The sequence below is a fragment of the Streptomyces sp. NPDC093225 genome, from assembly GCF_044753805.1.
Lineage (GTDB): Bacteria > Actinomycetota > Actinomycetes > Streptomycetales > Streptomycetaceae > Streptomyces.
This window is the reverse complement of record NZ_JBIVNX010000001.1, coordinates 553,812-577,077: the sequence shown is the minus strand read 5'-3', so window position 1 is coordinate 577,077 and position 23,266 is coordinate 553,812. Positions and strand designations below refer to the sequence as shown.

General features: G+C 70.3%; 18 protein-coding genes and 2 pseudogenes. 7 read left to right on the top strand and 13 right to left on the bottom strand.

The window, feature by feature from the left end; translation table 11 throughout:
* Positions 1–695 precede the first annotated feature (695 nt).
* Genes ACIQCH_RS02005 through ACIQCH_RS01995 form a run of 3 tightly spaced genes read left to right on the top strand, consistent with a single transcriptional unit; the run spans position 696 to position 4,026 of the window.
* Positions 696–2,207, top strand: a complete 1,512-nt coding sequence (locus ACIQCH_RS02005) for a Mu transposase C-terminal domain-containing protein (RefSeq protein WP_402576907.1) — start codon at positions 696–698, stop codon at positions 2,205–2,207.
* A gap of 5 nt (positions 2,208–2,212) precedes the next feature.
* Positions 2,213–2,986: an AAA family ATPase gene (locus tag ACIQCH_RS02000; protein ID WP_402576875.1), complete on the top strand. Its 774-nt coding sequence runs from the start codon at positions 2,213–2,215 to the stop codon at positions 2,984–2,986.
* A gap of 20 nt (positions 2,987–3,006) precedes the next feature.
* Entirely contained in the window at positions 3,007–4,026 is a 1,020-nt protein-coding gene (locus ACIQCH_RS01995; RefSeq protein WP_402576873.1) for a hypothetical protein, read from the top strand.
* 580 nt (positions 4,027–4,606) lie between these two features.
* Here ACIQCH_RS01995 and ACIQCH_RS01990 read toward each other — a convergent pair.
* From ACIQCH_RS01990 to ACIQCH_RS01975, 4 genes are read right to left on the bottom strand one after another with little or no spacing between them, the layout of a single operon-like run.
* The gene (locus tag ACIQCH_RS01990) at positions 4,607–5,242 is read right to left on the bottom strand and encodes a hypothetical protein (RefSeq protein ID WP_402576871.1); all 636 of its coding nucleotides are present in this window, start codon (positions 5,240–5,242) and stop codon (positions 4,607–4,609) included.
* Positions 5,243–5,251: 9 nt separating this feature from the next.
* Positions 5,252–5,800 carry a hypothetical protein gene (locus ACIQCH_RS01985; protein ID WP_402576869.1) on the bottom strand — a complete coding sequence of 183 codons (549 nt, stop codon included), beginning with the start codon at positions 5,798–5,800 and terminating at the stop codon, positions 5,252–5,254.
* A 34-nt stretch (positions 5,801–5,834) separates the two neighbouring features.
* Positions 5,835–6,614 carry an AAA family ATPase gene (locus ACIQCH_RS01980; protein ID WP_402576867.1) on the bottom strand — a complete coding sequence of 260 codons (780 nt, stop codon included), beginning with the start codon at positions 6,612–6,614 and terminating at the stop codon, positions 5,835–5,837.
* 13 nt (positions 6,615–6,627) lie between these two features.
* A complete protein-coding gene (locus ACIQCH_RS01975) occupies positions 6,628–8,190 on the bottom strand; it encodes a Mu transposase C-terminal domain-containing protein (RefSeq protein ID WP_402576905.1) in 1,563 nt (520 codons plus the stop codon).
* A gap of 306 nt (positions 8,191–8,496) precedes the next feature.
* Between ACIQCH_RS01975 and ACIQCH_RS01970 the strand changes: the two genes are divergently transcribed.
* Complete coding sequence (locus ACIQCH_RS01970; protein ID WP_402576865.1) at positions 8,497–8,808, top strand: hypothetical protein; 312 nt, start codon at positions 8,497–8,499, stop codon at positions 8,806–8,808.
* A 1,429-nt stretch (positions 8,809–10,237) separates the two neighbouring features.
* On the opposite strand, the gene ACIQCH_RS01965 is transcribed toward ACIQCH_RS01970, so the two are convergent.
* From ACIQCH_RS01965 to ACIQCH_RS01950, 4 genes are all read right to left on the bottom strand, one after another.
* Positions 10,238–10,795, bottom strand: coding sequence for a hypothetical protein (locus ACIQCH_RS01965; protein WP_402576863.1), 558 nt, complete (start codon positions 10,793–10,795; stop codon positions 10,238–10,240).
* A gap of 321 nt (positions 10,796–11,116) precedes the next feature.
* Entirely contained in the window at positions 11,117–12,154 is a 1,038-nt protein-coding gene (locus ACIQCH_RS01960) for a hypothetical protein (RefSeq protein WP_402576862.1), read from the bottom strand.
* A 5-nt stretch (positions 12,155–12,159) separates the two neighbouring features.
* Positions 12,160–12,729 (bottom strand): hypothetical protein, encoded by a 570-nt coding sequence (locus tag ACIQCH_RS01955; protein WP_402576861.1) that lies wholly within the window; start codon positions 12,727–12,729, stop codon positions 12,160–12,162.
* A gap of 76 nt (positions 12,730–12,805) precedes the next feature.
* A complete protein-coding gene (locus ACIQCH_RS01950; RefSeq protein ID WP_402576859.1) occupies positions 12,806–13,129 on the bottom strand; it encodes a helix-turn-helix domain-containing protein in 324 nt (107 codons plus the stop codon).
* 351 nt (positions 13,130–13,480) lie between these two features.
* Here ACIQCH_RS01950 and ACIQCH_RS01945 point away from each other — a divergent pair, with 351 nt between their 5' ends.
* Positions 13,481–16,393: an AfsR/SARP family transcriptional regulator gene (locus tag ACIQCH_RS01945; RefSeq protein WP_402576857.1), complete on the top strand. Its 2,913-nt coding sequence runs from the start codon at positions 13,481–13,483 to the stop codon at positions 16,391–16,393.
* A gap of 84 nt (positions 16,394–16,477) precedes the next feature.
* Here the strand turns inward: ACIQCH_RS01945 and ACIQCH_RS01940 are convergent, their stop codons facing one another.
* The 3 genes from ACIQCH_RS01940 to ACIQCH_RS01930 form a co-directional block, all read right to left on the bottom strand.
* Positions 16,478–17,026 (bottom strand): RICIN domain-containing protein, encoded by a 549-nt coding sequence (locus ACIQCH_RS01940; protein WP_402576855.1) that lies wholly within the window; start codon positions 17,024–17,026, stop codon positions 16,478–16,480.
* Positions 17,027–17,366: 340 nt separating this feature from the next.
* The gene (locus ACIQCH_RS01935; RefSeq protein WP_402576853.1) at positions 17,367–17,519 is read right to left on the bottom strand and encodes a hypothetical protein; all 153 of its coding nucleotides are present in this window, start codon (positions 17,517–17,519) and stop codon (positions 17,367–17,369) included.
* A gap of 222 nt (positions 17,520–17,741) precedes the next feature.
* Positions 17,742–18,704 carry an excalibur calcium-binding domain-containing protein gene (locus ACIQCH_RS01930; RefSeq protein ID WP_402576851.1) on the bottom strand — a complete coding sequence of 321 codons (963 nt, stop codon included), beginning with the start codon at positions 18,702–18,704 and terminating at the stop codon, positions 17,742–17,744.
* 181 nt (positions 18,705–18,885) lie between these two features.
* Here ACIQCH_RS01930 and istA point away from each other — a divergent pair.
* Positions 18,886–20,515: pseudogene (gene istA / locus ACIQCH_RS01925) on the top strand (IS21 family transposase).
* Positions 20,512–21,156: pseudogene (locus ACIQCH_RS01920) on the top strand (ATP-binding protein); the annotation flags it as partial. The pseudogenes istA and ACIQCH_RS01920, both read left to right, overlap by 4 nt.
* A 54-nt stretch (positions 21,157–21,210) precedes the next feature.
* Here the strand turns inward: ACIQCH_RS01920 and ACIQCH_RS01915 are convergent.
* Both ACIQCH_RS01915 and ACIQCH_RS01910 read right to left on the bottom strand, forming a co-directional pair.
* Positions 21,211–21,585, bottom strand: coding sequence for a hypothetical protein (locus ACIQCH_RS01915; RefSeq protein WP_402576913.1), 375 nt, complete (start codon positions 21,583–21,585; stop codon positions 21,211–21,213).
* Between the two features lie 22 nt (positions 21,586–21,607).
* Positions 21,608–23,122 (bottom strand): integrase, encoded by a 1,515-nt coding sequence (locus ACIQCH_RS01910; protein WP_402576849.1) that lies wholly within the window; start codon positions 23,120–23,122, stop codon positions 21,608–21,610.
* Positions 23,123–23,266 lie beyond the last annotated feature (144 nt).

Here is a 23,266-nt window from a genome sequence, read left to right as displayed (position 1 = left end):
CCCGCGGAGCGGGTCCCTCCGCGCTGCGCGCGGAGGAGTGAACCGCCTCGCTGCGCTCGGCGGGGCTCGGCTTCGCCGAGCCAGGGCCGGCCCTTCGGGCCGGTGTCCTGCGCTTCGCTCCGGACAAGGTTCGGGGTTCCGCTGCGCTCCACCCCGAACGGCCCGCTCCGCGGGCCCGGGTGACCCCGTTTCACGGGGTCCGGTCCTTCGGACCGTTGGGCGGGTCCGCTCCGCTCCCCCGCCCCAGGCCCTTCCGGCTCCGCCTCCAGGACCAGCCCGCTACGCGGGCGCCAGCAGCAGGGACGCGGGTGTGCTGGTGGTGTCGGCTCTGGTCTGCAGGCTCCCGGGGGTTGGCTGGGCTGATGCTCGCTCAGCACCCTTGACATGGGGTTGACCTGCATCTTTCTCGCTCGCCGATCATCTCTGGAAGGGCATGCCACTGCCCCTGCAGAGCCATGAGGGTGCCCGAACACCACGCGCGGCTCGGCCGGTGCTGCTGTACCGGATGACGAAGTCCACTGTCATCCGTATGCCGATTCCTGTCAGCCGAGTGACGAGCACCGTGGAGCATGCGAGAGGCCGGACGGGACACCGTACGGCGGCTCCTTGACGCCTTGAGGAGGATGACGGTGACAGACACGGTGGGTGGTCCGCCGGACGCGGTGTTCTCATCGGGACTGGGGCGAGCAGCGGCCGTGCACCGGCTCCTGGACCTGGACAGCCGAGGTGAACTGACCTCGGCTCATATCAGGCTGGTGGCTCTCTCCTTGAGGCGATCCGAGCGGACGGTCTGGCGGTGGCTCGCTGATGCCCGCCAGGAGGGCCGCACTGCCAGCCGTGAAGGACCGAAATTCACGGTCACCACGGAGGTCCGCCGACTGCTGGCTCTCTACGGTGGAAACGCCTCCCGTGTGCACGCCGAGCTCGCGGCGCGCGCCAGCCAGGACCCCTCCCTGCCACCGGTACCGTCGCTGTCGACCTTCCACCGGGCGATCCGCCGCGACCTTTCGCGCGGTGAACGGGCAGGACTCAAGCACGGGGAAGCCGCACGGCGCGCCCACGATGTGTTCCTCAAACGGCCGCCCACGCACCGCAACGCGGTCTGGGAAGGCGACCACAAGCACCTGCCCGTCGAAGTCGACGTGCAAGGCGAGCTGGTCACCCCGTGGGTGACCTGGTTCATCGACTGCGCCACCAAGATGATCACTGGGGTCGCGGTGACCCCGCACGCCCCCAGCCGGGACGCAGTCCTGGCTTCCCTGCGGTGCGCAATCAGCCGGGCCGAGCCGTTCGGGCCCGCCGGCGGGCTGCCGGGCCAGGTCCGGGTCGACCGCGGCAAGGAGTTCCTGTGCGAGACCGTGACCGTCGCCCTGGGCACATTCGCGGTGCCCGTGACGGACCTGCCCCCGTACGCGCCGCACCTGAAGGGCACTATCGAGGCCCTCAACGACGCGGTCCAGGAGATGTTCCTGGTCACGCTCCCCCGCTACACCCACCGCCAGAAACTCACCGGGCGCCGCCTCGCTGACCCTGACGCCCCCGCACTGCCCTTCGATGCCTTCGTCCATCTGCTGCTGGAATGGGTGGCCTGGTGGAACACCTCCCACCAGCCCGACGCTCTGGACGGGAAGACACCCCTCCAAGCGTGGCGCAGCGACCCCACACCGATCAGTGACGTTCCCGTGGCCGACCTCGCCCTGTTCACCCTGGAAGACGACGGGCGCACCCATACCCTGACCACCAGCGGAGTGCGGTGGCGGCGCCGGGACTACCTGGCCGAATGGATGGTCGGACACACCGGCACCAAGGTCGTCATCCGGTACCTGCCCCACCACGACGACCAGATCGAGGTCTTCGACGCACTCACCGGCCGCCACCTCGGGCCAGCATTTCTGGCCGAAGCCGCGACCGGAGAGCAGATCCGTGCCGTACGTGCGGCGCGCACTGCCGCCGCACGCCGGCTGAGGGCCGACCTGAAAGCCGCCGAGAAACTCCGACGCCAGCGCTTCGCGGCCGTCACCACCGCGACCACCCCCAAACGCCTGGGCTCCCTCACCCAAGCCCAGGCCGCCGCCGAACTCGACACCCAGCAGGCCTCAAACCGGCGCGCGCTGGCCCGACCCGACTACGTCCCCCACGGCCCCGTACCCGATACCTGGACCCTCCCCCAAGCCACCGGGGAACCCCACCGCGACGAGGAGAACTGAGCACGGTGATCGACCTGGACTGCGGACTCCTGCCCCCTGAAACCGACGACCACTTCCTCGGCCTCGAACACGCACAGCTCGTCGGCACCGAAGCCCTGCTCACCACCAAGGACAACATCGAGGCCGTCATCGAAGCCAAAGCCATGATGTGCGTCTACGGCCCCGCAGGCTCCGGCAAGACCATGTCGATCAACTCCGCACTGCGCCACCTCGCACCCGAGAACACCTACCGCCTCGAGCTGCGTGCCGGCCCCACCCCACGCGACATCCGCCACGGCCTGTTCAAAGCCCTCGGCCTGCCCGGCGAACCGCCCAACCGGCCCATCGAGTTCGACAACCTCCTCAAAGACGCCCTCGCCGAGGAATTCCGCATCCTCGTCTGCGACGAGGCCCAATGGATGAAGAAGACCTCGTTCGAGTACTGGCGACACCTCTGGGACGACAAACGCACCGACATCGCCGTGGTCTTCGCCGGAGGCGACGGCTGCTACAAAATCCTGCGCCGCGAACCCATGCTCGCCTCCCGAATCCACATCTGGCAGGAGTACACCCGCCTCGCCCGCGCCGAGGTCCTCCAGGTCATCCCGGCCTTCCACCCCGTATGGGCCACGGCAACACCAAAACTCATCGAGACCATCGACCAGCAAGCCGCCCACGGCAGCTTCCGTAACTGGGCCAACATCACCACCCACGTCCTGAACGGCATGCGCCGCAAGAACCTGCGGCAGGTCGACGAAGACCTCATCCACTGGGTCTACAGCAAGATCGGCGGCATGTAGCAGTGCCCACCACTGCCCCTATGCCCGCCACAGCGCCCGTCACCGTGGTCATCGACCAGCGAGACGACCCCGCTACCACCGCAGCCGCCCTGGACGCCCACCACCCGGCAGCGGGCATCATCACCGTGCACCCCACACCAGCCGCCGGCACCCCCGCAGCCCTCGCCCACGACATGCTCCACGCACTCGGCAAAACCGTTCTCGGCGCCAGGGAGCAGCACGGAACCTGGGCCGACTCCCTCACCCCGGCATGGAACGCAGCCACCGCCTGGATCCACGCCCACGACATCGACCATGTCATCGTCGTCCGCGCCCACCAGCTCACCGCGCGCCGTATCCAGCAGCTCCTCGAACTGCGCCGACGCACCAGGCTCCGCCTCACCCTGCTATGGCACTCCCCACCCACCGACACTCTCGCCCAGCTCCTGAACGGCATCAGCCACCAGCTGACCGAAGACCTCACCACCATCACCGGCCAGCCGCAGCAACCCGAATACACACCGGCAAGACGCAGCCAAGCAAGCCCGCCACCGGAGCATCCCCGCCCTCAGCAGCCCCAAGCAGCGTGGATCAGCCCATCCCCGCCAACCCGGGGCCAGGTCATGCCCCGGCTACCACACCAGCCATGTCCCGGACTCGAACACACCCATGCCACGCCCCCCGTGGCCGAGCCCAGCGACCACGACGAAGTCACCAGCGAGGTCACTGCGCGACTAGGCACCCTCGCCCACCCACTGCACGCCGCAGCACTGGCCACCACCATCTGCACCAAAGCCCGCCTCGAACACCTCACCCTGATCCGCGCCATCGACATCAACCAGACCCACACGCACATCAAAACCCACGACAGCCCCGCACACCGCCGATGCCGCCTCCACGCCCTCCCCGTCTGGACCCAGCCCCTCCTCGCCGCCGCCACCCACTACCACCAACTCAGCGGCCGACCACCCCAGAGCACCCTCTACCCCCTCATCACCAGCCAGCACCAAAGCGAACTAGCCAACTACGCCGCCGCCATCCGCGTACGCCTAAGCCCCTGACCAGCACAAACAGCAACGGCGTGATACCAAACGCCACCAAAACGACCAGGCAATACGTCAAAAACGTCAGCACAAAATCGGCAACCCGTGTCAGTGGAAAACAGCCCTCAAACCCGTCCTGACCAGGGACAACCCCACCCCCGACCACTGACATCACAACGCCGAACCGCCACTGACAAACAAACACAGATCATCATCCACCGATCGCCCACCGGGCTGCTGCTGTCGTGTCGCGGATCAGTGAAACTGCGCAATGCTCAACCCACCTTCGCAACCAGGCCTCCAGCCGGAAGGTCCGCAGGTCAGACGACCGGCGCACCCGTAACTCTGCCCAGATTCAGTGAGTCAGCGCAGCCATGACTCGCTCAGCCAACCTGCACAACCCCAGGTCAGATCCTTGACGACCGCTCAGTTCCACTGACCAGCGACACGAGCTGTCGAGTACCCTGTCCGACAAGAACGTCATTGCTTGTCACCGCGAAAGCCGCAACGACCTGTCACCATGACAGCCACCTGGGCCCCGTCACCAGGACGAACGGCCCTCCAGACCAGTGCCAACAGACGCCAGATCCGCTGACTGTCAGCGCAGGTGGCGAAGCTCGCGCAGACCATAGTCCGGCGGCAGCCATCCCTTCTTCCGCCTCTCGATGGTCTTCCGGGTATGAGGAGGCGGATACGGGCAGCCGTGCATCAGATCAGGTTCACCTCCGGCCCACGAGAGGCGGAAGTGAGCGGTGCACACAGGCCAAATGGTCTTCTCCGTCTCCTTCACCCGCGGCGTCTTCCCGCGCTGGCCACGGCGTGACTTGGGGCGTGGCGGCTGGGGCGGGCGGAGCTTGCACTCTTCGGCGAAGGCTGTCAGGGACGGTAGGCCCTCGCTTCCCAGCGGATCGCTGAAGAGTGATCCGCTGGTGCCGGCTGTCAGGCTCCGGAGGAGGGCTGCTGCTCTCAGCAAGGGGCGGGCCCAGGCGGGAACGGGGTGAGTCATGCAGCCGCTGCGCAGTCCGTGGTCGTGGAGCGTGATCGTGGAGGCGTCCGGGCCCAGGTCGCGGACGTGTGCGGTATTGAGCTGGGTGGTGGAGGCGGCGGTGAATGCGGCCGTGGCGAGCTGCGCCGCCAGGTACGGGTGCGCCGTGGCACGGTGGAGCCGCCAGGCGACCTCGGTCTCGGTGGCCAGCGGCATCACCGGCGGGAAGAAGTCCCCGTCCGCCGCCATCGGCGCGGCTCACCGGCAGGGAGGGGTCGCGTCGTCGAGGGCCTTGAGGGTGATCAGCGCGGGCAGGCTGATCCATCGGTTCGCCAGGGGTCGCCCTGCCTGGGTCGTCTGGCGCTCGATGGTGGCCGGTTCGGCCTCGGGCAGCAGGGCGCAGGCTTCGGCGATGCCGTGTTCCACCTGCCGCAGTTCGCGCTCCAGGAACGCCCGCATGGCCCGGTGGTGGCAGACAAGGATCAGGCGCACCCCGGTGCGCCGGCGCAAGGCCAGAAGGGCTCGGAAGCGGTGCGGGGTGAGCAGGTGGGCACGCAGCAGCGTGAGGTGGGTGATGGGGGTGGCCAGGATCCAGGCGGCCGCGATCGACCAGGCCGGGCCCGCATCGAGCGGGCGGTGGCCGGTCAGGGGGACGGGCTTGCCCAGGGCGGCGAGGACGTCGTACGCGAGCGCGATGGCGGCGTCGGTCCCCGGGGTCGGGTGCACGGTGAGTCGTCCGTGCTGCGGGGCGTGGGAGGCCATGGCCGCACGGGTATGGACCACGTCGTCGTAGGGATCCAGGACCACCGTGACAGGCGGAGGACTCGGGCAGTCCAGCACGTCAGGCCACCAGGCGGTGGCGCAGCTTGCTGTAGGACCACCGCAGCAGGTCCTCATCCAGGATCCGTCCGGACTCCTTCATCCCGACGGTGAGGTGATGGGTGATCTTCGCCCAGGCCCGGAAGTTCCCGTGGGCTGCTTCCTGGTCGCACATGGCGATCAGATCCGGGTCCGCGTCCGCCCAGACGGGGTGGAACGCCGGGATGACGGTGAGGACCTCGTCCAGCGGCATGGGTTCGATCTCCTGCCACGCGTACACGCGGGACTCCAGCATCGGCTCGCTCTGCAGCATCTCGAAACAGCCGTCGCCGCCTGTGAACACGATCGTCAGGTCCGAGCCGGTGTCATCCCACAAGTAGCGCAGATATTCGAAACACATCTTCGACAGCCACTGCGCCTCGTCACAGACCAGGACGTGCGTCTCCTCCAGGGCGCCGCGCAGCATCCGGTCGAACTCGATCGGCTGCCCCGGCGGACGGCCCTGCAGGCCCAAGGCGTGGAACAGCTCGTGGCGCAGGTCCCGGGTCGAGGGGCGGGCCCGGAACTGGATCCGGCGCGTCAGCTTCGGCGCGAGCTCACGCAGCGAGGTGTTCACCGCCAAGGACTTGCCCCGGCCCGCCTGCCCGTAGATGCAGATCATCGCCCGCGCTTCGATCGCGGCGCGGATGTTCTCCCGCACCATGAGCAGGGCACGTGTGGAGACCACCTGGGCGCCCGGCAGGCGCATGAAGTGGTCCTCCCGCTCGCGGGGCAGCCGGCCCTTACGTTCGGCAGTCGCCATTGATCAACACTCCTTACTGTTCCGGTACGCCAGATGCTCCCTGCGGCCCGCCGTCCGTTGGCTGCCTGGAGGCCGACAGCGGGCCCACTGCGGGACGGGGGCGGACGACCGGGCGGGCCCACGAGGGTGGGGGCTCACGGGGCGGGATCAGGTCCGGCAAGGCACGGGCCGCCAGATCCCCCGCCTGGGCCTCGACGATTTCTGCTTGTGCCTGCGCGGCGGTCACCGTGCGCCGCGGACGGGGCGCAGCAGCCGTGGTCGTTGCCGTGTACCGGGTCCGGCGCAGCTTCTCCGCCGCCTTCAGATCCGCCTTCAGCTGCCTGGCTTTCTTCTCCCTGACCGAACTCAGCGCCCGGCGCTGCTCCAGCGTCGCCGCCTGGGCCAGGTAGGCGGTGCCCAGATGCCGGCCCCACTCCTCGGTGGCGAAGACCTCGATCTGTCCGTCGTAGTGCGGCAGGTACCGCAGCCGCACCGCCGTGCCGACGTGCCCGGCCATCCAGTCCCCGATGTAGAAGCGGCGACGCCAGCTGATTCCCTTCGTCGTGATCTTCCGCTGCCGGCCGTCGTCCTCCAGCGCGAAGAACGCCAGCCGCTCTTCCGCGACGTCCTCGACCGGCGTCGGATCCGCCTCCCACGCCGCCAGCGGCGTCACCCCGTCCGCAAGTCCCTCAGGGCGGTGCTCGGTGTTCCACCACGCGACCCAGTCCAGCAACGCCTTCACGAAGTCCGGATACGGCAGCAAGTCCTCCGCCGCATCCGGCCGGTACGCCTCCGCCGGGCGAGCACGATGCGTGTAGCCCGGCAGAGAGACCAGCAGCATCTCCTCCACCGCACCGTTGAGGGCCTCGACGGTGCCCTTGCGGTACGGCTTGTACGCCGGCAGACCCTCCACCGGAACCGCGAAGGCACCCAGAGCACGCTCCACCGCCCTACACAGGAACTCCTTGCCCCGATCCACCCGCACCACCCCCGGCAGACCACCGCCCGGACCGTACGGCTCGGCGCGGCTGATCGCCGAGCGCAGCGCAGCCAGCACCGCGTCCCTCGCCGGCTGATGCGGCGTGACCGCCACACCCACAATCACCTTCGTCGCCACATCGACGAACCACGTCACCCACGGACACACCGCCGCGCCTTCGAGATCCACACGCACTGGGATCCGCTTGTGGTCCCCCTCCCAGCACGCGTTGCGGTGCGTGGGCGGGCGCTTCCCGTACACGTCATACCGACGCCGCGCAGCCTCACCCCCACGCAAACCCGCCCGCTCCCCCGCCGACAGATCGCGCGCCACCGCCCGCTGCAGTGTCGCCAGCGACGGCACCGCGTCCGGGTCCCCGGCCGCCCGGGCCACAGCGACCAACTCCCGGTGCACCGCGGCCACGTTCCCGCCCCACACCGCCAAAAGCCCCCGCACATGAGGAGTGACCGCGAAACGCGCCCGTGGCAAAGGCCCCACCCGGCCCTCAGAACGAGCCGCCGCCACCCAACGGCGCACCGTACGCACCGACACACCCAGCCCCTGCGCCACCAAACGCACATGAGCCGACGTCAACCCACCCCGGGCATCCAACGCCATCAGACGGACAACCGCACCCTCACGACCCACCACCGACGGCAGCACCCCACCGACCCACGCGTCGTCACCCGGCCACGCAGCCACCGCACACCACCACCCCGGCCCGACCCCGGCCAACAAAACGGCTCATCCCCATGACACCGCCAGAAAACGGGCCACAGAGCCAAAAGCCGCGAACAGGAGACAATGCCCGGTGGCCTGCGGTACAAGCACAACCGCCACCGGGCCCGCCCCACGGACCCCTTGTAGCCGGGTTTCTGACTGACCACCACGTCGATCAGTGCGGGGGGGTGATCTGATCAGGGCATGACCAACGAGCGCTGCATGACACGCACCCACATCGAACTGTGGAACGAACGGGTACTGCCTGACGGCCTGGTTCCCGTCAGCTTCGGCACTGTCCTACGGGGATCACTACTGCCCATCGCGGTCTGGCTGGGAGTCGCCGCCTTCGTGTACTTCATCTACAACCCAATCGTCGCCGCACTCGAAGGAGGGCTCTTCCTCGCCTTCCTCCTGCTCGGCCTCACACTCCGAAGAAGATCCGGGCACTCCGCAAAGTGCAGCCTGTACGGCGCGACAGGCGGGGTACTCGACAAATCGATGGCGGGATTCTGAGGCCGGACAACAACGGCCACCCCCACCCCCGGACACCGGCTGCCACACCCCATAGACACCGCAACCCGCTGTCCAGCAACAACGCACACGATGACACCGAACACACCGCACCAGAATGTCACCACCAGGAGCAGACCCACCCCCTGACCAGCACAAACGACACCCCACCCACGATCACAACTACCGCCGCACCCCAGTGACAACCACCCGCGGCGCCGCACCGGGTCGGTGTCGAAGCCGTCGGACAACTCGGCAGCGGTCAGCGGTGTCAACTCGCCTTCCCGGGCACTCCAGGGCCGTACATGGTCCCGGAAAGGCCCCGTGACACGCACTGACGGCCCTGCGCCCGCTCGCCCCGACCTCGGCCCGGGGCGAGCGGGCACCAGCGACTGGCACCGGGCCGCCAGCCCCGGCCGGCCCGCCACACCAACACGGGCACCCGCGCCCTCACCCCGCGCCCATCGGGCCCGGGCAAGCCCAGCGGACGGCGCGCCGCTGGGCTTCCTCCAACGGCCGCACGAACAGCAGGCCGATCCGGTCCCACCCGCTACACCACGCCGTGTTGTCCACTACAACTCATCCCAGTGACACCATTTACACCGCACCAAACCGCCCCCTACAACGGCAGGACCAGCCCCACCGGGCTACGGCATGCTCGACAACCACCCACGGTGTCGCAGGAAGCCGGTCCCGAAGGCGGGGCTGCGGGCGACGGTGGTGGCCGCGAGCGGGACCGGGAAGACGTTCATCGCCATCGCGGCCGCGCTCCGGCCGGCCCGGGCAGGCGGGGCCTGGTGCTGCTGACACTGGACCTGCTCACCCAGACCCCCAGGAGTGGCGCACCGGGCCCGCGGTCGCCGTCTGCTCGCTGGAGGACAACGCACAGCTGTACGGGCTGAGGGTGCGCACCACGAGGGCGGCGCCGCAGCTAGGGCTGGGTCACGGCCGAGGACCGGTCCTCGGCCGCCGACCGGAACCGGTCAATCGCCCACACTTCGCCCAGTACCGCCAGAGCAGACTCCCTGGACCACGGCGCGGCGCTAGACGTACGCCAACGACCAGAACAGCCCGGACACTCTGATCGCGGTCTCCGGCGCCTCCAACAGGTCAAAGGCCGACAAGACCCGGCCGAGTGGCTGCCCACGGACAGCTCCTACCACTGCACCTACGCCGCCATCTGGGTCGGCACGAAGCTGCGGTGGGACCTGGCCGTCGACGACGCCGAGCGCCAAGCCCTCCTCCGACTCGCCGAGGAGGGCCCCACCACCACCGTCGCCTGCGAACCCGCCCCATAGGCCGCTGGTCGGCCGGCGCCTGCCCGCACAAGGGCATCAGCCGCCGGCGACACCCGGCCGTGGGCGCAGGTGTGCGCGCCGGACCGTCTCCCCAGCCGTGCGGCACGCACCAGCTCCCCCACGACCAGCCCCGGCTACCCCTCAATAGCAGCGGCCGGCCCGGCTGTCCGCTCAGCGGTGGTGGCCGACCACGGAGACGAGCTTCCGCGCAGCGGGGCAGCAGACGAGACGGGGGTCAGCTCAGCCGGCCACCGTGGCGGGACCGGATCCGAACCGCGGTACGTCCTGCACTCCGATGTCCAGGCGCAGTCGCAGGTGGCGCAGGGGATGCCGGTAGACGCCGCCGTGTCCACGGCGCGGTCCGCGCTCACCTCCGCCACGACCTCCGGCCGGACCAGGACCACGTCCAGGACGTCGCGGCTCCCCCAGGCCGAGGCGAATCGCACCCCGGTCCGGGAATGCCCCGGGTCGGCGGTCGGATGCTCGGGGACCTGCCGGGCCGCTTCCGGGCGCAGCGGGACCATCCGGCCCACCGCGCGCAGCCGGCCGGCGTCGTCGTACCGGCCCAGGACAAGAAGCCCGGGGCGGCTCAAGGTGCCGGTGACGGCGCCGATGATCGCCTCCGTGCTGTCCCGCCGACGGATCTTCGTCCACCCGCCACCGCGGTATCCGGACAGATGACGCGTGTTCAAACCCTTGATCACTAGGCCCTCAACCCCGGACACATCGGGCACAGGGTCCACGGGGCGGTCAGGCCGTGGTTGGTGAAGAGGGCTTCGAGGCGGGCGCGGCGGTCGGCGTGGGGCAGGGTCAGGCTCGCCACCCCGTCCTGCTGTTAGACGACGAAGTACGCCGGGAAGGCCGCGGCGGGGGCGGCCGCGCCGGCCGCGGCCGGTGCCGCCACGAGCCCGACCGGTCGAGGATGTTCCACCACGTGCCCGTCGCTGCCCCCTTCTCGCTGGGCCTGTCAGGTCGAAGGGGTCGATCCTCCTGGCTCCTGGGCTCCCCTACGCCTACTGGCCGGGTCGCGGTCCGGCAGGATGGCCTGACGTCGTGGGTGGGCCCGTCGGCGAATGGGCAGGCGGGGCGCCGGGGGGCGGTAGGGCCCGGGCCGCGGCTCGGAGGGAGCGGGCGAGGGCGTGGCGGGCGGCTTCCAACGCGTGGTGATTGTCCTTGATGTACTGGCGTTGCAGGTGCTCTTCGGCGGTGTGCCAGGCCTCTGCCACGTGGAGGCCGGCCCGGCAGTGGAGGTCCGCGCGGGCGGTGGCGATCTCCAGGGACGTGACGGGGTGTGGTCGGCGGCCGAAGCGCGGGTCGTCGAAGAGGGCGGGTGGGTCGGCGTAGCTGAAGCCCTCGGCCTTCATGCAGGCCGACCAGCGCGTGAAGACCGACCTGACCGCGGGATCGCGGGCCGCCTCGAGGAACGAGCGGCCGGAGAGCTCCGAGGCCGACCGGGACACTCCGTACGTGGCGGTCTCCAGGCGGTTGCGCGCCTGGCCGAAGCAGCCGCCTTCGGGGATCTTCTTGCCGTGGAAGGTTCCCGAGCGCACCTCGGGGCCGGCGAGGGCCAGGGCCTCGCGAGGCAGTCCGGTGCCGCCGAGGACGACCTCGGCGTCGTGCGAGAGGCGCGGGCGCGCGTCCTGGGCGCGCAGTACCGCCTCGTACCGGGCGATCTGACCGTCGTCGGGTTGGAAGCCGCGGGTGGCGGCGAGGGCGGCGTCGTGGATGCCGTACCGCCAGTCCATGTCGTTGCGCGGGCCCACCTCGGGCAAGTCGGCCGGCGGCGACCACCGCAGGCCGAACGCCGTCATGCAGCGGCCCACCAGTGACCGTTCGGCGCGTACGAGCGTGCGGCGCTGCTCGCGGGTGGGCAGGTACGCCATCAGGGGCAGCGTCCAGCCCGTCGGGTCGCTCGGCTCCCCGACGGTGGCCGCCTGGCGTCGGGGAGCGGCCGCCGGGCCGCCGTCCCGGGCCGCGGAGCAGCCGGCGGTGGCGAGCGTCGCGGCCAAGACGGCGGCGGCCAGTAGCGTGCGGGGGGTGTCGCGTCGCACGGCTCCTACCAGCACGGGCGGAAGTTGATCGAGCGGTTCTCGTTGTACGTCGGGCCGAGGTTGTGGCCCGAACGGGGGGAGAACTCATCGGCCAGGCCCTCCTTCGCGCCCGCGTAGCCGTGGTAGTAGTACACGGTCGCGCAGTAGCCCTCGTACCAGTTGTACCCGGAGGCGGCGTTGTTCCCGACGACCTGGTCCATGCCGGCGGACGGACCGCCGCAGAAGCGCAGGGGCTGCGGGCCCGATCCCATGTAGACCGCCAGCAGGTCCCAGATCGGGTGCCCGATGTTGATGAACGAACCGCCGTAGTTGGAATTGAAGTAGAAGCGGAAGCGGAACAGGTCCGAGGTGTCGGCACACCGCTCCGGCTTGTTCTCTTCGAGGTCGTACGCGTCCCAGGTGTCGTAGTTGCCGTCGAGGGTGGGGTTGGCTTCCGCGAGGGCGGGGGGCGCGGTCGACAGTGCGACCGCGGCCGTCACCGCCAGCGCTCCGGTGGCCACCACCGCCCGCAGCCGACTGCGGCGCGTGCGCACGGTGGGGTGCACGGAACCGTTCTTCACCTCGTCAGTTGTCACCGACCGGACTCCTTTTGTCGAATGGCGGGCGCGATGGCCCGGGTGGATAGGGGTGCGGCGGGCCCGCCGCGGGGTCCTACGTCAGGAGGTCGCCCACCGCCACACCGGCGATGAAGACGACCGCCAGCAGCGTGTTGCGGCGCCGCACCGGGGATCGCCCGCCGGGGCTGCGCACCACCCGGAACGGGGCGGCCGTCGCTCGAGGCGGCGGACCCGGGCGATCCAAGAGGGCCAGCAGGGGGACCGGATCCGATCCGACGGCCTTCGCGAACTCCCTGACCACGGCCGGGGTCGCCGTCGTCTTGCCGTTCAGGAAGCGCTCCCAGGACGAGCGGCTGTAGTGCGCGCGCTCGGCGAGCTGGCTGTAGGTCAGCCGGGAGACCCTCTTGATCCGACGCATCTCGACGAGGAGGTCGGGGTGGTGACCCGGCCTGCTCTCTTGGCCGCGGGATCCCCCGGGTCCCCCGGAGCGCGCCCTGACCTCAGTACCTCCCTGCGTCCGTGCCACCGTTCATTCCCCCTTCGCGTGACGGGCGCACCCTGTGCGGCGCGCGCGGGATTCGTTGACGCCGAGCGCAGGTCTGGCTGACACGCCTGCGACTGCATGGTTGAAGCCGAGACAAGTGGCTACCTTGATCGGCGGCTACCCGCCCGGACCAGCCTTCCGCGCCGCGCTCTCAGGCCGCTCATCAGGCGCTAACGGCCGTCCGGGAAAGGGTGCACCGCACGCACACACGAGGGAGAGACCTGCATGCATCTCACGTTGCTCGGCCCGCTGGGCGTCCACGACGGCGCACGCGCGGTCGCGATCAGCAGCCCCAAGGGGCGGCTGCTCCTGGCGACGCTCCTGCTCAACCCGGGCCGCACCGTGTCCTGCGCCTCCCTGCGGACCGTTCTGTGGGGGGACGAGCAGCCGCGCACCGCAAACGCCGCCCTGCACAACCACGTGCTGCGGCTGCGCAAGGCGCTGGGGCCGCTGGCCGGTGCCCGGCTGCGCTTCGACCCACCGGGCTACGTGTTCGACGTACGGGACGGCGAGCTCGACAGCCAGGAGTTCGCGGCCCGGGTCGGGCTCGCGCGAGCGGCCCACCTCGCCGAGGACTGGACGGCCGTCGCCGCCGAGACCTCCGCCGCCCTGCGGCTGCGGCGCGGGCGCCCCCTCTGCGACATCCCCGGCCTCGGCGGCGTACCCGAGGTCGTGCGGCTGGAGGACCTACACCTGCAGGCCCTGGAGTGGCACTACGACGCGGAGTTGCACGCCGGCAGGTACGACGGCCTCGCCTCGGAGCTCGCCACCCTGGCCGCCGAGCACCCGTTCCGGGAAGCCTTCCACCGGCAACTGATGCTCGTCCTCCACCACACCGACCGCACGGCCGAGGCCCTCGTGGCCTACCAGAACCTGCGCACCACCCTCGTGGAGGAACTGGGCATCGACCCCGGGCCGGCGATCCGCGGCGCCCACCAGCGGATCCTCGCGGCCGAGCACGGCGAGCCCGGCGCGGTGGACCCCGGGAGCGGCGGAACGGGCGCCGGTGGCTCGGGAGCACGGCGCGAGGACGACGCGACCGTCCCGCTCCCCCCGGCCCCGAGTCAACTCCCGTACGACATAACCGACTTCACTGGGCGCCGGAGAGAGCTGGCCGCACTCCGTCGGGTAGTGGCCGGGCCCGGCGGGTCCGGGCTGCGGCTCGTCGCGATCTCGGGCATGGGCGGGATCGGGAAGACGGCCCTGGCCCTGCACGCCGCGCACCGGTTGGGCGAGGAGTTCCCTGACGGGCGCATCTACGTGGACCTCAGGGGCTTCGGCTCCGGCGACCCGCGCACCGCGGAGGAGGTCCTGGCGCGGCTGCTCCTCGACCTCGGGGCCAGGACCCCGCTGCCCACGCACGTGGACGACCTCGCCGCGCTCTACCGCTCGATGCTCGCCGGGCGTCGGGCGCTGTTGGTCCTCGACAACGCCCGCGACACCGATCAGGTGATCCCGCTCGTCCCCGGCACCGGGGGGTGCGCCGCCATCGTGACGAGCCGCCACGCCCTCGGCGGCCTGACCGGAGCGACCCGCATCGCCCTCGACCCGCTCGAGGACGACGGCCGCCGGCTGCTGGCCGGCCTGTGCGGACCGGAACGGCTGGCGACCGACCCCGAGGCGGCGGCCCGCATCCTGGCGGCCTGCGCCGGCCTGCCGCTTGCCATCCGCATCGCCGGGGCGCGATTGGCCGGCCGGCCCGAGTGGCCGCTGAGCACGCTCGCCCGTCGGCTCGGCGCGGCCGGGCGCCTGCACTACCTGACCCTCGACAACCTGACCGTCCGCGGTGTGATCGCCATGAGTCACAGAGCCCTCACCAGCAGCGGCAATCCCGCCGAACGGGCCGCGGCGCAGGCGTTCCGGCAGCTGGGGCTGTGGCCGGCGCACCCGTTGAGCGCCGAGGCCGCGTCGGCGCTCCTGGGGCTGGGGTCGGACGAGACCGCCGACCTCCTCGACGTGCTGGTCGACGCCCATCTCGTACAGGCCTGCGGGGGCGGCTACTTCCGCTTCCACGACCTGGTCGGCGAGTACGCGGCCGAACTGGCGAGCACGGAACTCACCGCACGGGAGCGCACGGTGGCCCTCACCCGCCTGCAGGCCTGGTACGCAGCGGCCTCCCACCTGGTGCTCACGCTGACCTCGCTGAGCCACGCGCCGGTATCCGCCCCGAGCACCGCCGCGCCGCTGCCCGCGCTCGGCACCGGCGCGGAGGCGCTGGCCTGGGTGGAGCGCGAGCTGCCCGCCCTGTGCAGCGCGGCCCGGCAGGCCGACGCCTGCCCCCGGCCCGACCTCGCCTGGCGCATCGCCGTCGGACTGCTCGGGTACTGCCACGCCTCCTGGTGGGACGGTCGGCTGATGGGGCTGCTGACCGGTGCCCTGGACAGCGCCCACGGGCACGGGGACACGGAGGGTCGGGGCCGGATGCTCAACCTCCTGGGCGCGGTGCACGGGATGGCGGACCGGTACGGCGAATGCCTGGAGTACCTCCAGCAGGCGCACGACCTCTTCCTGGAGCTCGGGCAGGACCGGGCACGGGTGAAGGCCATGGCCAACATCGCGCAGGCGTACCAGCTCATGGGCGACGTGGCACGGGCCTCCGACGCCATCGCGGACTGTCTGGAGCTCATCCACGAACTCGGCGACCCGTTGGACTGCGGGACCCTCCACGTCCTGGGCGGAATCCAGCTCGCCGGGGGCGAGGCGGAGCGCGCCGAGGAGAGCTACCGGCGGGTCCTGGGCATGTGCCGGAGTGCGGGCAACGACGGGTACGCGGCCTTCGCCCTCATCAACCTCGGTGACACCCTCAGGGTCCTCGGACGCCGCCGCGAAGCCCTGCAGGCCCTGAACGAGGGGCTGGCCATCAGCCGGCGGTTGGGCTACCAGGCGACCACGGCCGACGCGCTGGACGTCACCGCCCGGACGCACGCCCACTTCGGGGCCGTCGAACAGGCGCGCCACCACTGGCGGCAGGCCCTGGAGCTCGCGCGCGAGCTGAGCATCAGCAAGATCATCAGGCGGTGCGAGGACGGCCTGGCCGACCTGGACGCCGTCGGGGCGGCGCGGTCCGCCCGGCGTGCGCGGTCCGCGTGGTCCGACGGCGGCGCGGGCCGCGCGGGGGCGGCGCCCCTGCGCGCGTAGCAGGGGCGCCGCCGGGCCCGCGGCGGCGGCCCACGCCGCCCACGGCCCGCGCCGCCCGCGGCCCGGCCCGGCCCGGCAGGCGTCCTACACCTGCTGGAAGTCCCACTCCTGGTTGCTGGTGTCGTCGGTCGAGCCCTTGCGGTACCACTGGACGGCCTGCGTGCCGTCGGCCCTGCTGGCGTACGGCATGTCGATCAGCAGGCCGCTGTTCTCGTTGACCAGGGCCCACTGCCACCGGCCGTCGGTGCTGACCCACTTCTGGTTCGCGCCCCAGTGGCAGTCCCACACCCGCAGCGGCGCGCCGGCGTCCTCGCGCCAGTCGGCGACCTCGAGGCACTTGTTGCTCATCACGTTGCGGTACACGTGGGCGTGGCGGCCGTCGGCGGCCGTGGTCCCGTAGTCCAGCCACTGCTGGTTGCGGCCACCGTTGCAGTCCCACTGCTGCGCCGGCGCGCCGTTCTGGTTCTGGCCCCAGGGGATCTCCAGGCACTTGCCGCTGTTCATGTTCTTGATGAGCAGGACGTCCTGCCCCGCCGCGGACGCCTGCGGACCCATCAGGCCCAGGACGACGCCCACCGTGGCGCCGCCGATGCCGACCGCCTTCAGGACCGCTGTCTTCGAGTTCCCCGCCATGCTGCCTCAGCTCTCTCTGGGCGGACGCGCCGTGCGCCCCCCCCGTTGCCCCGACCTTGGGCGAGGGCGCTCACCGCCCGCTAACGGGGCGCTCTCGGGGCTGGTGGCAGACTGCGGATTCGCCACCGCTCGGACGCCGCGTCGCCCAGGACCTCGCTCCGGGCATGACGCTGCTCACCGACACGGGCACCTCGGCGGCATCCGCACCCGGCGCCTGATCCTCCTCCGCACGGCAACGACAGCGCTGGCCGCAGGACCCGAACACGGTCACGAAGATCAAGAAGACGAAGACCGGGAGTCGGCTGGGCGCAGTAAGCGGGTCGGGCCTGCCACAGAGCGATCACACTCCGACCACCCGGTTCGGCGCCGGGCCTCGCGACACCACAGCAGCGGGGGCCGCCACCGCGCCCAGCAGATACACGCCGAGGACGGTCCACGGGTGCTCGGCCAGTGTCGTCAACGCACCGAAACCGTGCGCCAAGAATGCGTTCATGCCCCCAAGTCGAACGAGACGACCCATCCGCTGCCTCAAACAATCAAGATCTTTTTACCGCGTCCCACGCTGACTCCTCGAGGACAGATCCCGTGCGGGCGCAGTCGGATGTCGATCTAACGTACGGGGCGACCCGGCGGGTGAGCTGACCGCCCGGACGCGGCCGGGAGCCGAGCCAGCCGTGAGCTGGAGCAAGCGCCCCGCTCGCCGGGTCCTGGATGGTCAGCTGTCGCAGGCGATGCCGTCGCCGTCCCGGTCGAGCGCCCGCCGGTATCCGGGCTCGCCCCTGTGGATGGGGGCGGCGCCAGCATGCTTCGCTGCAGTGCAGTTCCTGTAGTAGACGTTTCCGCCGCCGCCGGAGCTGGAAGTGTCGTCCCCTGTGTTGTCGTCTCCGGTGCTCGGTGGCGTCGGATCCGGGTGGAGCTGGGTGTACTCCGTCGTCGGGCATGCGGTACTGGGTACGGTGAACTTGAGGTAGGCCGTAGTGGTCTTCGGATATTGGATCTCCTTGCCTTGCTCGGGGTCCTGGAAGCAGACCTTCCAGTCGTCCACGGAGGCGGGCAGGGAGACATCGGTGTAGGCGCTCTGCCGCTCGATTCTCTCGAAGCCGATCGGCGTGAGGGCCTTCGATGCCTGCGCGAGGGTCTGGCCGATGACCTTCGGCATCTTCGGGTAGGGGATCGGCTCGCCGTCCTTGGCCGGGCACGGCCACTCATTTCGGACCACGCCGAAGTCCAGGGTGGGCATTCCCGCGACCGGCTCGGCGGCCAGGGTCTGGAAGCACACCTTCCAGTTGTCGTCATCCCACTGGCCGGCGTCGTCCGGTCCGGCGTCGTGGGAGATGGCGTTGTACCCCGCCGCGTCCGCGGCGGCCTTCGCCTGCTTGAGGCTCTTGCCCACGAGCACGGGCGCCGCGGTCGTGCCGGTGCTGGCTGAGTGGGAGCGAGAGGGTACGGGCGCAGCTGTCTTGGGCTTGGCGTCCTGTCCTGCGCTGATGATGGCCCCGCACGCGCCGAGCAGGAGTAGTCCGATGACGGGGACGCCGCAGCCGAGTCCGACCTTCACGCCCGTGCTCATGCCCTGCCTCGGCGGCGGGGTAGGGGTCCACTGCGGCTGGCCGTAGGGCGAGGGCTGCTGGCTGCACGGCTGTTGTGGGTAGCCGTAGCCGGGCTGCTGCGGAGGCATGGACTGGCTGCGTAGGTCAGATGGCATCAACGCCCTGATTCGGCTCCACTTTCCGGCTTGAGTTGGCCCCACCTCTGGGGGCGTACGGGAGCGTTCTGGGGTTGTTCCGGTCTGATCTGGCCCCACCGGGTGGCGGGCGGTGGGACGGTCGTGGTGGGCCACCGTGTGGGGGCGATGCCGGATGGAGCTGTCGAGGGAAGAGCTGTTCCTGCGGATCCGCCGTGACTCGTGGCAGGAAGGGCTGTCGATGCGGGCGTTGGCCCGCAAGTACTGCGTGCACCGTCGGCTGGTACGGGAGGCTTTGGCGTCGCCGGTGCCCAGGTCTCGGAAGACCCCGGTGCGGCCCTCGCCCAGGTTGGATCCGTTCAAGAAGACGATCGACGAGTGGCTGCTGGGGGATCTGGAGGCGCCGCCGAAGCAGCGGCACACGGTCCAGCGGATCTTGAACCGGCTGCGGCAGGAGTGCGGGGCAGAGGTCGCCTACACCACGGTCTGGGATTACGTCTCCCGTCGGCGTCGGGAGATCGCCGAGGCTGCGGGGGCGGCACCGGCGGCGGGGTTCGTGATCCGCCACAACCAGCCCGGCATGGACGCCGAGGTCGACTTCGGCGAGGCATGGGTGGACCTGGCGGGCGAGAGGACGAAGTGCTTCGTCTTCGCCCTGCGTTTGGCCTACTCGGGCAAGGCGGTGCACCGCATCACCACGTCCTGCGGCCAGGAGGCCTTCCTGGACGGCCACGTTCACGCCTGCCGCACACTGGGCGGCGTCCCGGGCGGGCAGATCCGCTACGACAACCTCTCGCCGGCGGTCTCCAGGGTGATCCACAAGAGCCGGTCACGGGAGGAGCACCCCAGGTGGAAGGAGTTCCGCCAGCACTTCGGACTCACCCCTTTCTACTGCGAGCCGGGACTTCGCGGCGCTCACGAGAAAGGCGGAGCGGAGGGCCAGGTCGGCTACTTCCGCCGCAACTACCTCACGCCCGTTCCCCGGGTGGGATCTCTGGATGAGCTGAACGCGTCCTTCGCCGAGTTCGAGCAAGCGGAGGAGAGCCGGCGGATCGGGATGCGGATCCGGACGATCGGCCAGGACTTCGCCCGCGAGTCCGTGCTGCTTATGCCGCTGCCGCAGGATTCCTTCGAGACCGGCGTCGTGCTGACCCCGCGGGTGGACCGCTACGGGATGGTCGCGGTGCGGGTCTGCCGCTCCTCGGTTCCAGCCCGGTTCATCGGCCGCACAATCCGGGTCGTGCTCCGCTCCAGCGACCTGATCGTCTTCCACGGCCGCACCGAGATCGCCCGCCACCCCCGCTACTGCGAAAGGCGCCGAGCGGGTGGTCCTGGACCACTTCCTTGAGGTCCTGCTGGCCAAGCCCGGCGCCATGGCAGGCTCCGAGACCCTGGACCAAGCCCGCGGCGAGGGCACGTTTCACCGCCGCCCACGAGGCGTTCTGGGCTGCGGCGAAGAAAGCCGAAGGCGATATCGACGGCACCGAGCAGCTGGTCCACGTGCTCCTGCTGCACCGGCACCTCGAACACCGCGATGTGATCGCCGGAATCCAGTCCGCCCTCGCGGCAGGCGCCCACGCCGCCGACATCGTCGCCCTCGAAGCCCGCAAGGCCGCTCAGAGCGATGGCCATTCCCCCACCGTGACGGTCACTGGGCCGACGCCGGCTCTGCCCGGGCCGGAACCCAGCGAGGTGGTCAGCCTGAACGCCCGCCGGGCCCCCGTCTCCCCACCGACCAGCGTCCCCTGCCCTCTCTCGACCGCTGGGACCAGCTGCTGAACCGCCCCAGGAAGGACGCGCCATGACCGGCCTGCACCACAACCTGACCGAGACCGCCTCCAACGCTGCGATCGACACCGCCTGCCGGGTCCTGCGACTACCCACGATGCGAGCCCAGTTCCCCGACCTCGTCGCCCGCGCCGAACGCGAACAGCTCTCCTACCGGGGGTTCCTGGCCGAGCCGCTGATGTCCGAGTGCGAGGACCGCGACCGGCGACGCTCGGAGCGACGGATCCGGGCAGCCGGCTTCCCCCGCCAGAAATGGCTCTCCGACTTCGACTACAACGCCAACCCCAACGTCGTCCCGGCTGTGGTCAACAACCTCGCTACCTGCGACTGGGTCAAGAAGGGCGAGCCGCTCTGCCTGATCGGGGACTCCGGCACCGGGAAATCCCACCTGCTGATCGGCCTCGGGACTGCCGCGGCCATGGTCGGCTGCCGCGTCCGCTATGCCCTGGCCGCCAAGCTCGTCAACGAGCTCGTCGAGGCCGCCGACGAGAAGCAGCTGTCCAAGACGATCCCCCGCTACGGGCGTGTCGATCTTCTCTGCACTGACGAGCTGGGATATCTCGAGCTGGACCGGCGGGGAGCCGAGATGCTGTTCCAGGTTCTGACCGAGAGGGAGGAAAAGAACAGCGTCGCGATCGCCTCGAACGAGTCGTTCGGCAAAGCGCACATGTTCCGGCGAACCCGTGCGAGGTGCTGCCGAAACTTCACGGGTTCAAGCAGACGGGGAGACCATCTCGGTCACCGCGTCGGGGATCAGAGCAATCAGCTGCTGAGACCAGCAGTCCGACTGCTGGGTCGCGACCTCCGCTCCGCAGTTGCCGCAGACGAGGTTGGGGCCGTCCAGGCCGTCGAGTCCACAGCATCCGTTGCGGCGTCTGGGATCAGGGTGCCTCTTCACTCCCATGATGTCGTCGAGGTTCAGGACCGGCGCGCCAGTATGGGGACTGGCCGCATACGACCCACGCGGCACAAGCGGTGGCAGGAACCTGTGTCCCGGGGCTTCCTCGGTGACCGGCGGCGGCATCGGCACTTCCTGGAGATCAGGGCTGATCCGCTGCTGGCAGCTGGTACAAGAGAAGGCGGTCATGCCCGCAATTCTGTACGAGTTTTCAGTGCGGCCTCTTGGTATTTCGGCTGCCATCCGGAAGCGGGAGCCGCCCCTCGTCGACGTGGTCGGCGAGATAGATCAGTGTGGCCTGCGGGTCCATCCCGAACGCGGCCGCGACGAGCTTGGGGTCCAGGGTGTTCACCAGGTCGACGAGGCGGGTGCTGCGGATCATCCGGGGCGGGAATCCGCAGTCATCAAGGACGTGGGAGAGATAGGCAGTTGAGGCCGGATTCCGCCCGGCCTTTGTGCCTTTCGTGACCACGATGTGCGGGTTCTCGGTCCGCCAAGTCTCGCGGTGGGCCAGGCATCGTTGCAGCACCGTCCAGGAGGCGGGGTCCAGCGGGACGGGATGGGGTCGTTTGCCGAGCCGGACCGTCTGGGCGAGGTGGTCCACTTCGGAGATCTGCAGCATGCGGACCTCCGAGCTGGAGGCTCCGTGCAGCAGTGCGAGCATCCCGACCAGTGCCTCGTGGGGATGAACGTGCTCGTCAGTCTTCCAGCGGCGGAACAGTTCGCGCTGCTGGCCGAGGGTGAGGGTCTGGCCGCGGAAGCTGTTCGCTTCCTTGATGATCAGGTTGCGTGTCGGGTCGACCAGCACCAGCTTCTGGGCACGAGCGAACCGGAAGAACTGCCGCAGCACGGTCAGGCGCCGCTTGCGGGCCCTGGGCAGCGTGGTCAGGAAGGCTTCGACGTCGTGGACGTCGACGAGGGACCAGTCGTTCTTGTCCCGCTCGTTGACCAGGAAGAGTGCCAGGTCACGCATGGTGGCCAGGGCGGCTTCCAGGGTGTGGTTACTGCGGGGGCGGGTGCCAGCCCGGCGGGCCCGGTCCTGGGCCCGCATCCGGGAGACATCGAACGCCTCCACGGCCGACCGCAGGGGCACGGGCACGGCCTCGACGCGGCGGCGACGTCGGCCCGCGGCAAGCCGTTCGGCCTGGTCGGTGGGCAGGGCCAGGCCGCGGAGGGTGAAGAAGTCCTCAAGCGCACGGGCGAAGGAGCCCATTGACCGGCCGGGTCTGCGGGATCGCTCGAGCAGAGCCTGGGGCGAGTTAGAGTGCTCGTCCTCCAGGAGCCGGCCCAGATCGGTGATGAAGCCGCAGGCCCGGGCGACGCAGTGGCGGGCCGCGATCTGGGCGATGAAATCGGCGAGCCACACGGGCGGGTCAGCGAGTCGTTCCCGGAGGTGTTCGCCTCGGATGAAAGGGCGGCTGGGGTGCTTTTGCCAGCAGGCCGAACACATCCCCAGCCCGGCATGTCGCCGCAGCTGCCCGCACTCGCGGCAGACCCGCGGCGGCTTCTTCGGTGAGCCCGGGTGGGAACAGGGTCCGCACCAGCCGGTGTTCTCGCGCAGATAGCCCGGCTTGCCGCAGCGCGGACACGTTTGTTGGGCCGCGAGCCTCTTGGCCTTGTTGCGGCAGTCCCGGCACAGCTCGCTGTTCGCGGATCGGACCGGATGGCCGCACTGCTGGCAGACACGCGAGCAGACGATGCAGCGGCCGGTGTCGTCCTGCAGCACACGGTCCAGACCGCAGGAGGGACACGCAGCTCTCGCCGCCTGTTCCTTCAGCCGCCCCCAGCAGCGGCAGCAGTGCTGACGGTCGCGATATCCGACTGGGGCGCCGCAGGTGACGCAGTCCCGTTGTCTCTTGCCCATCGCGGC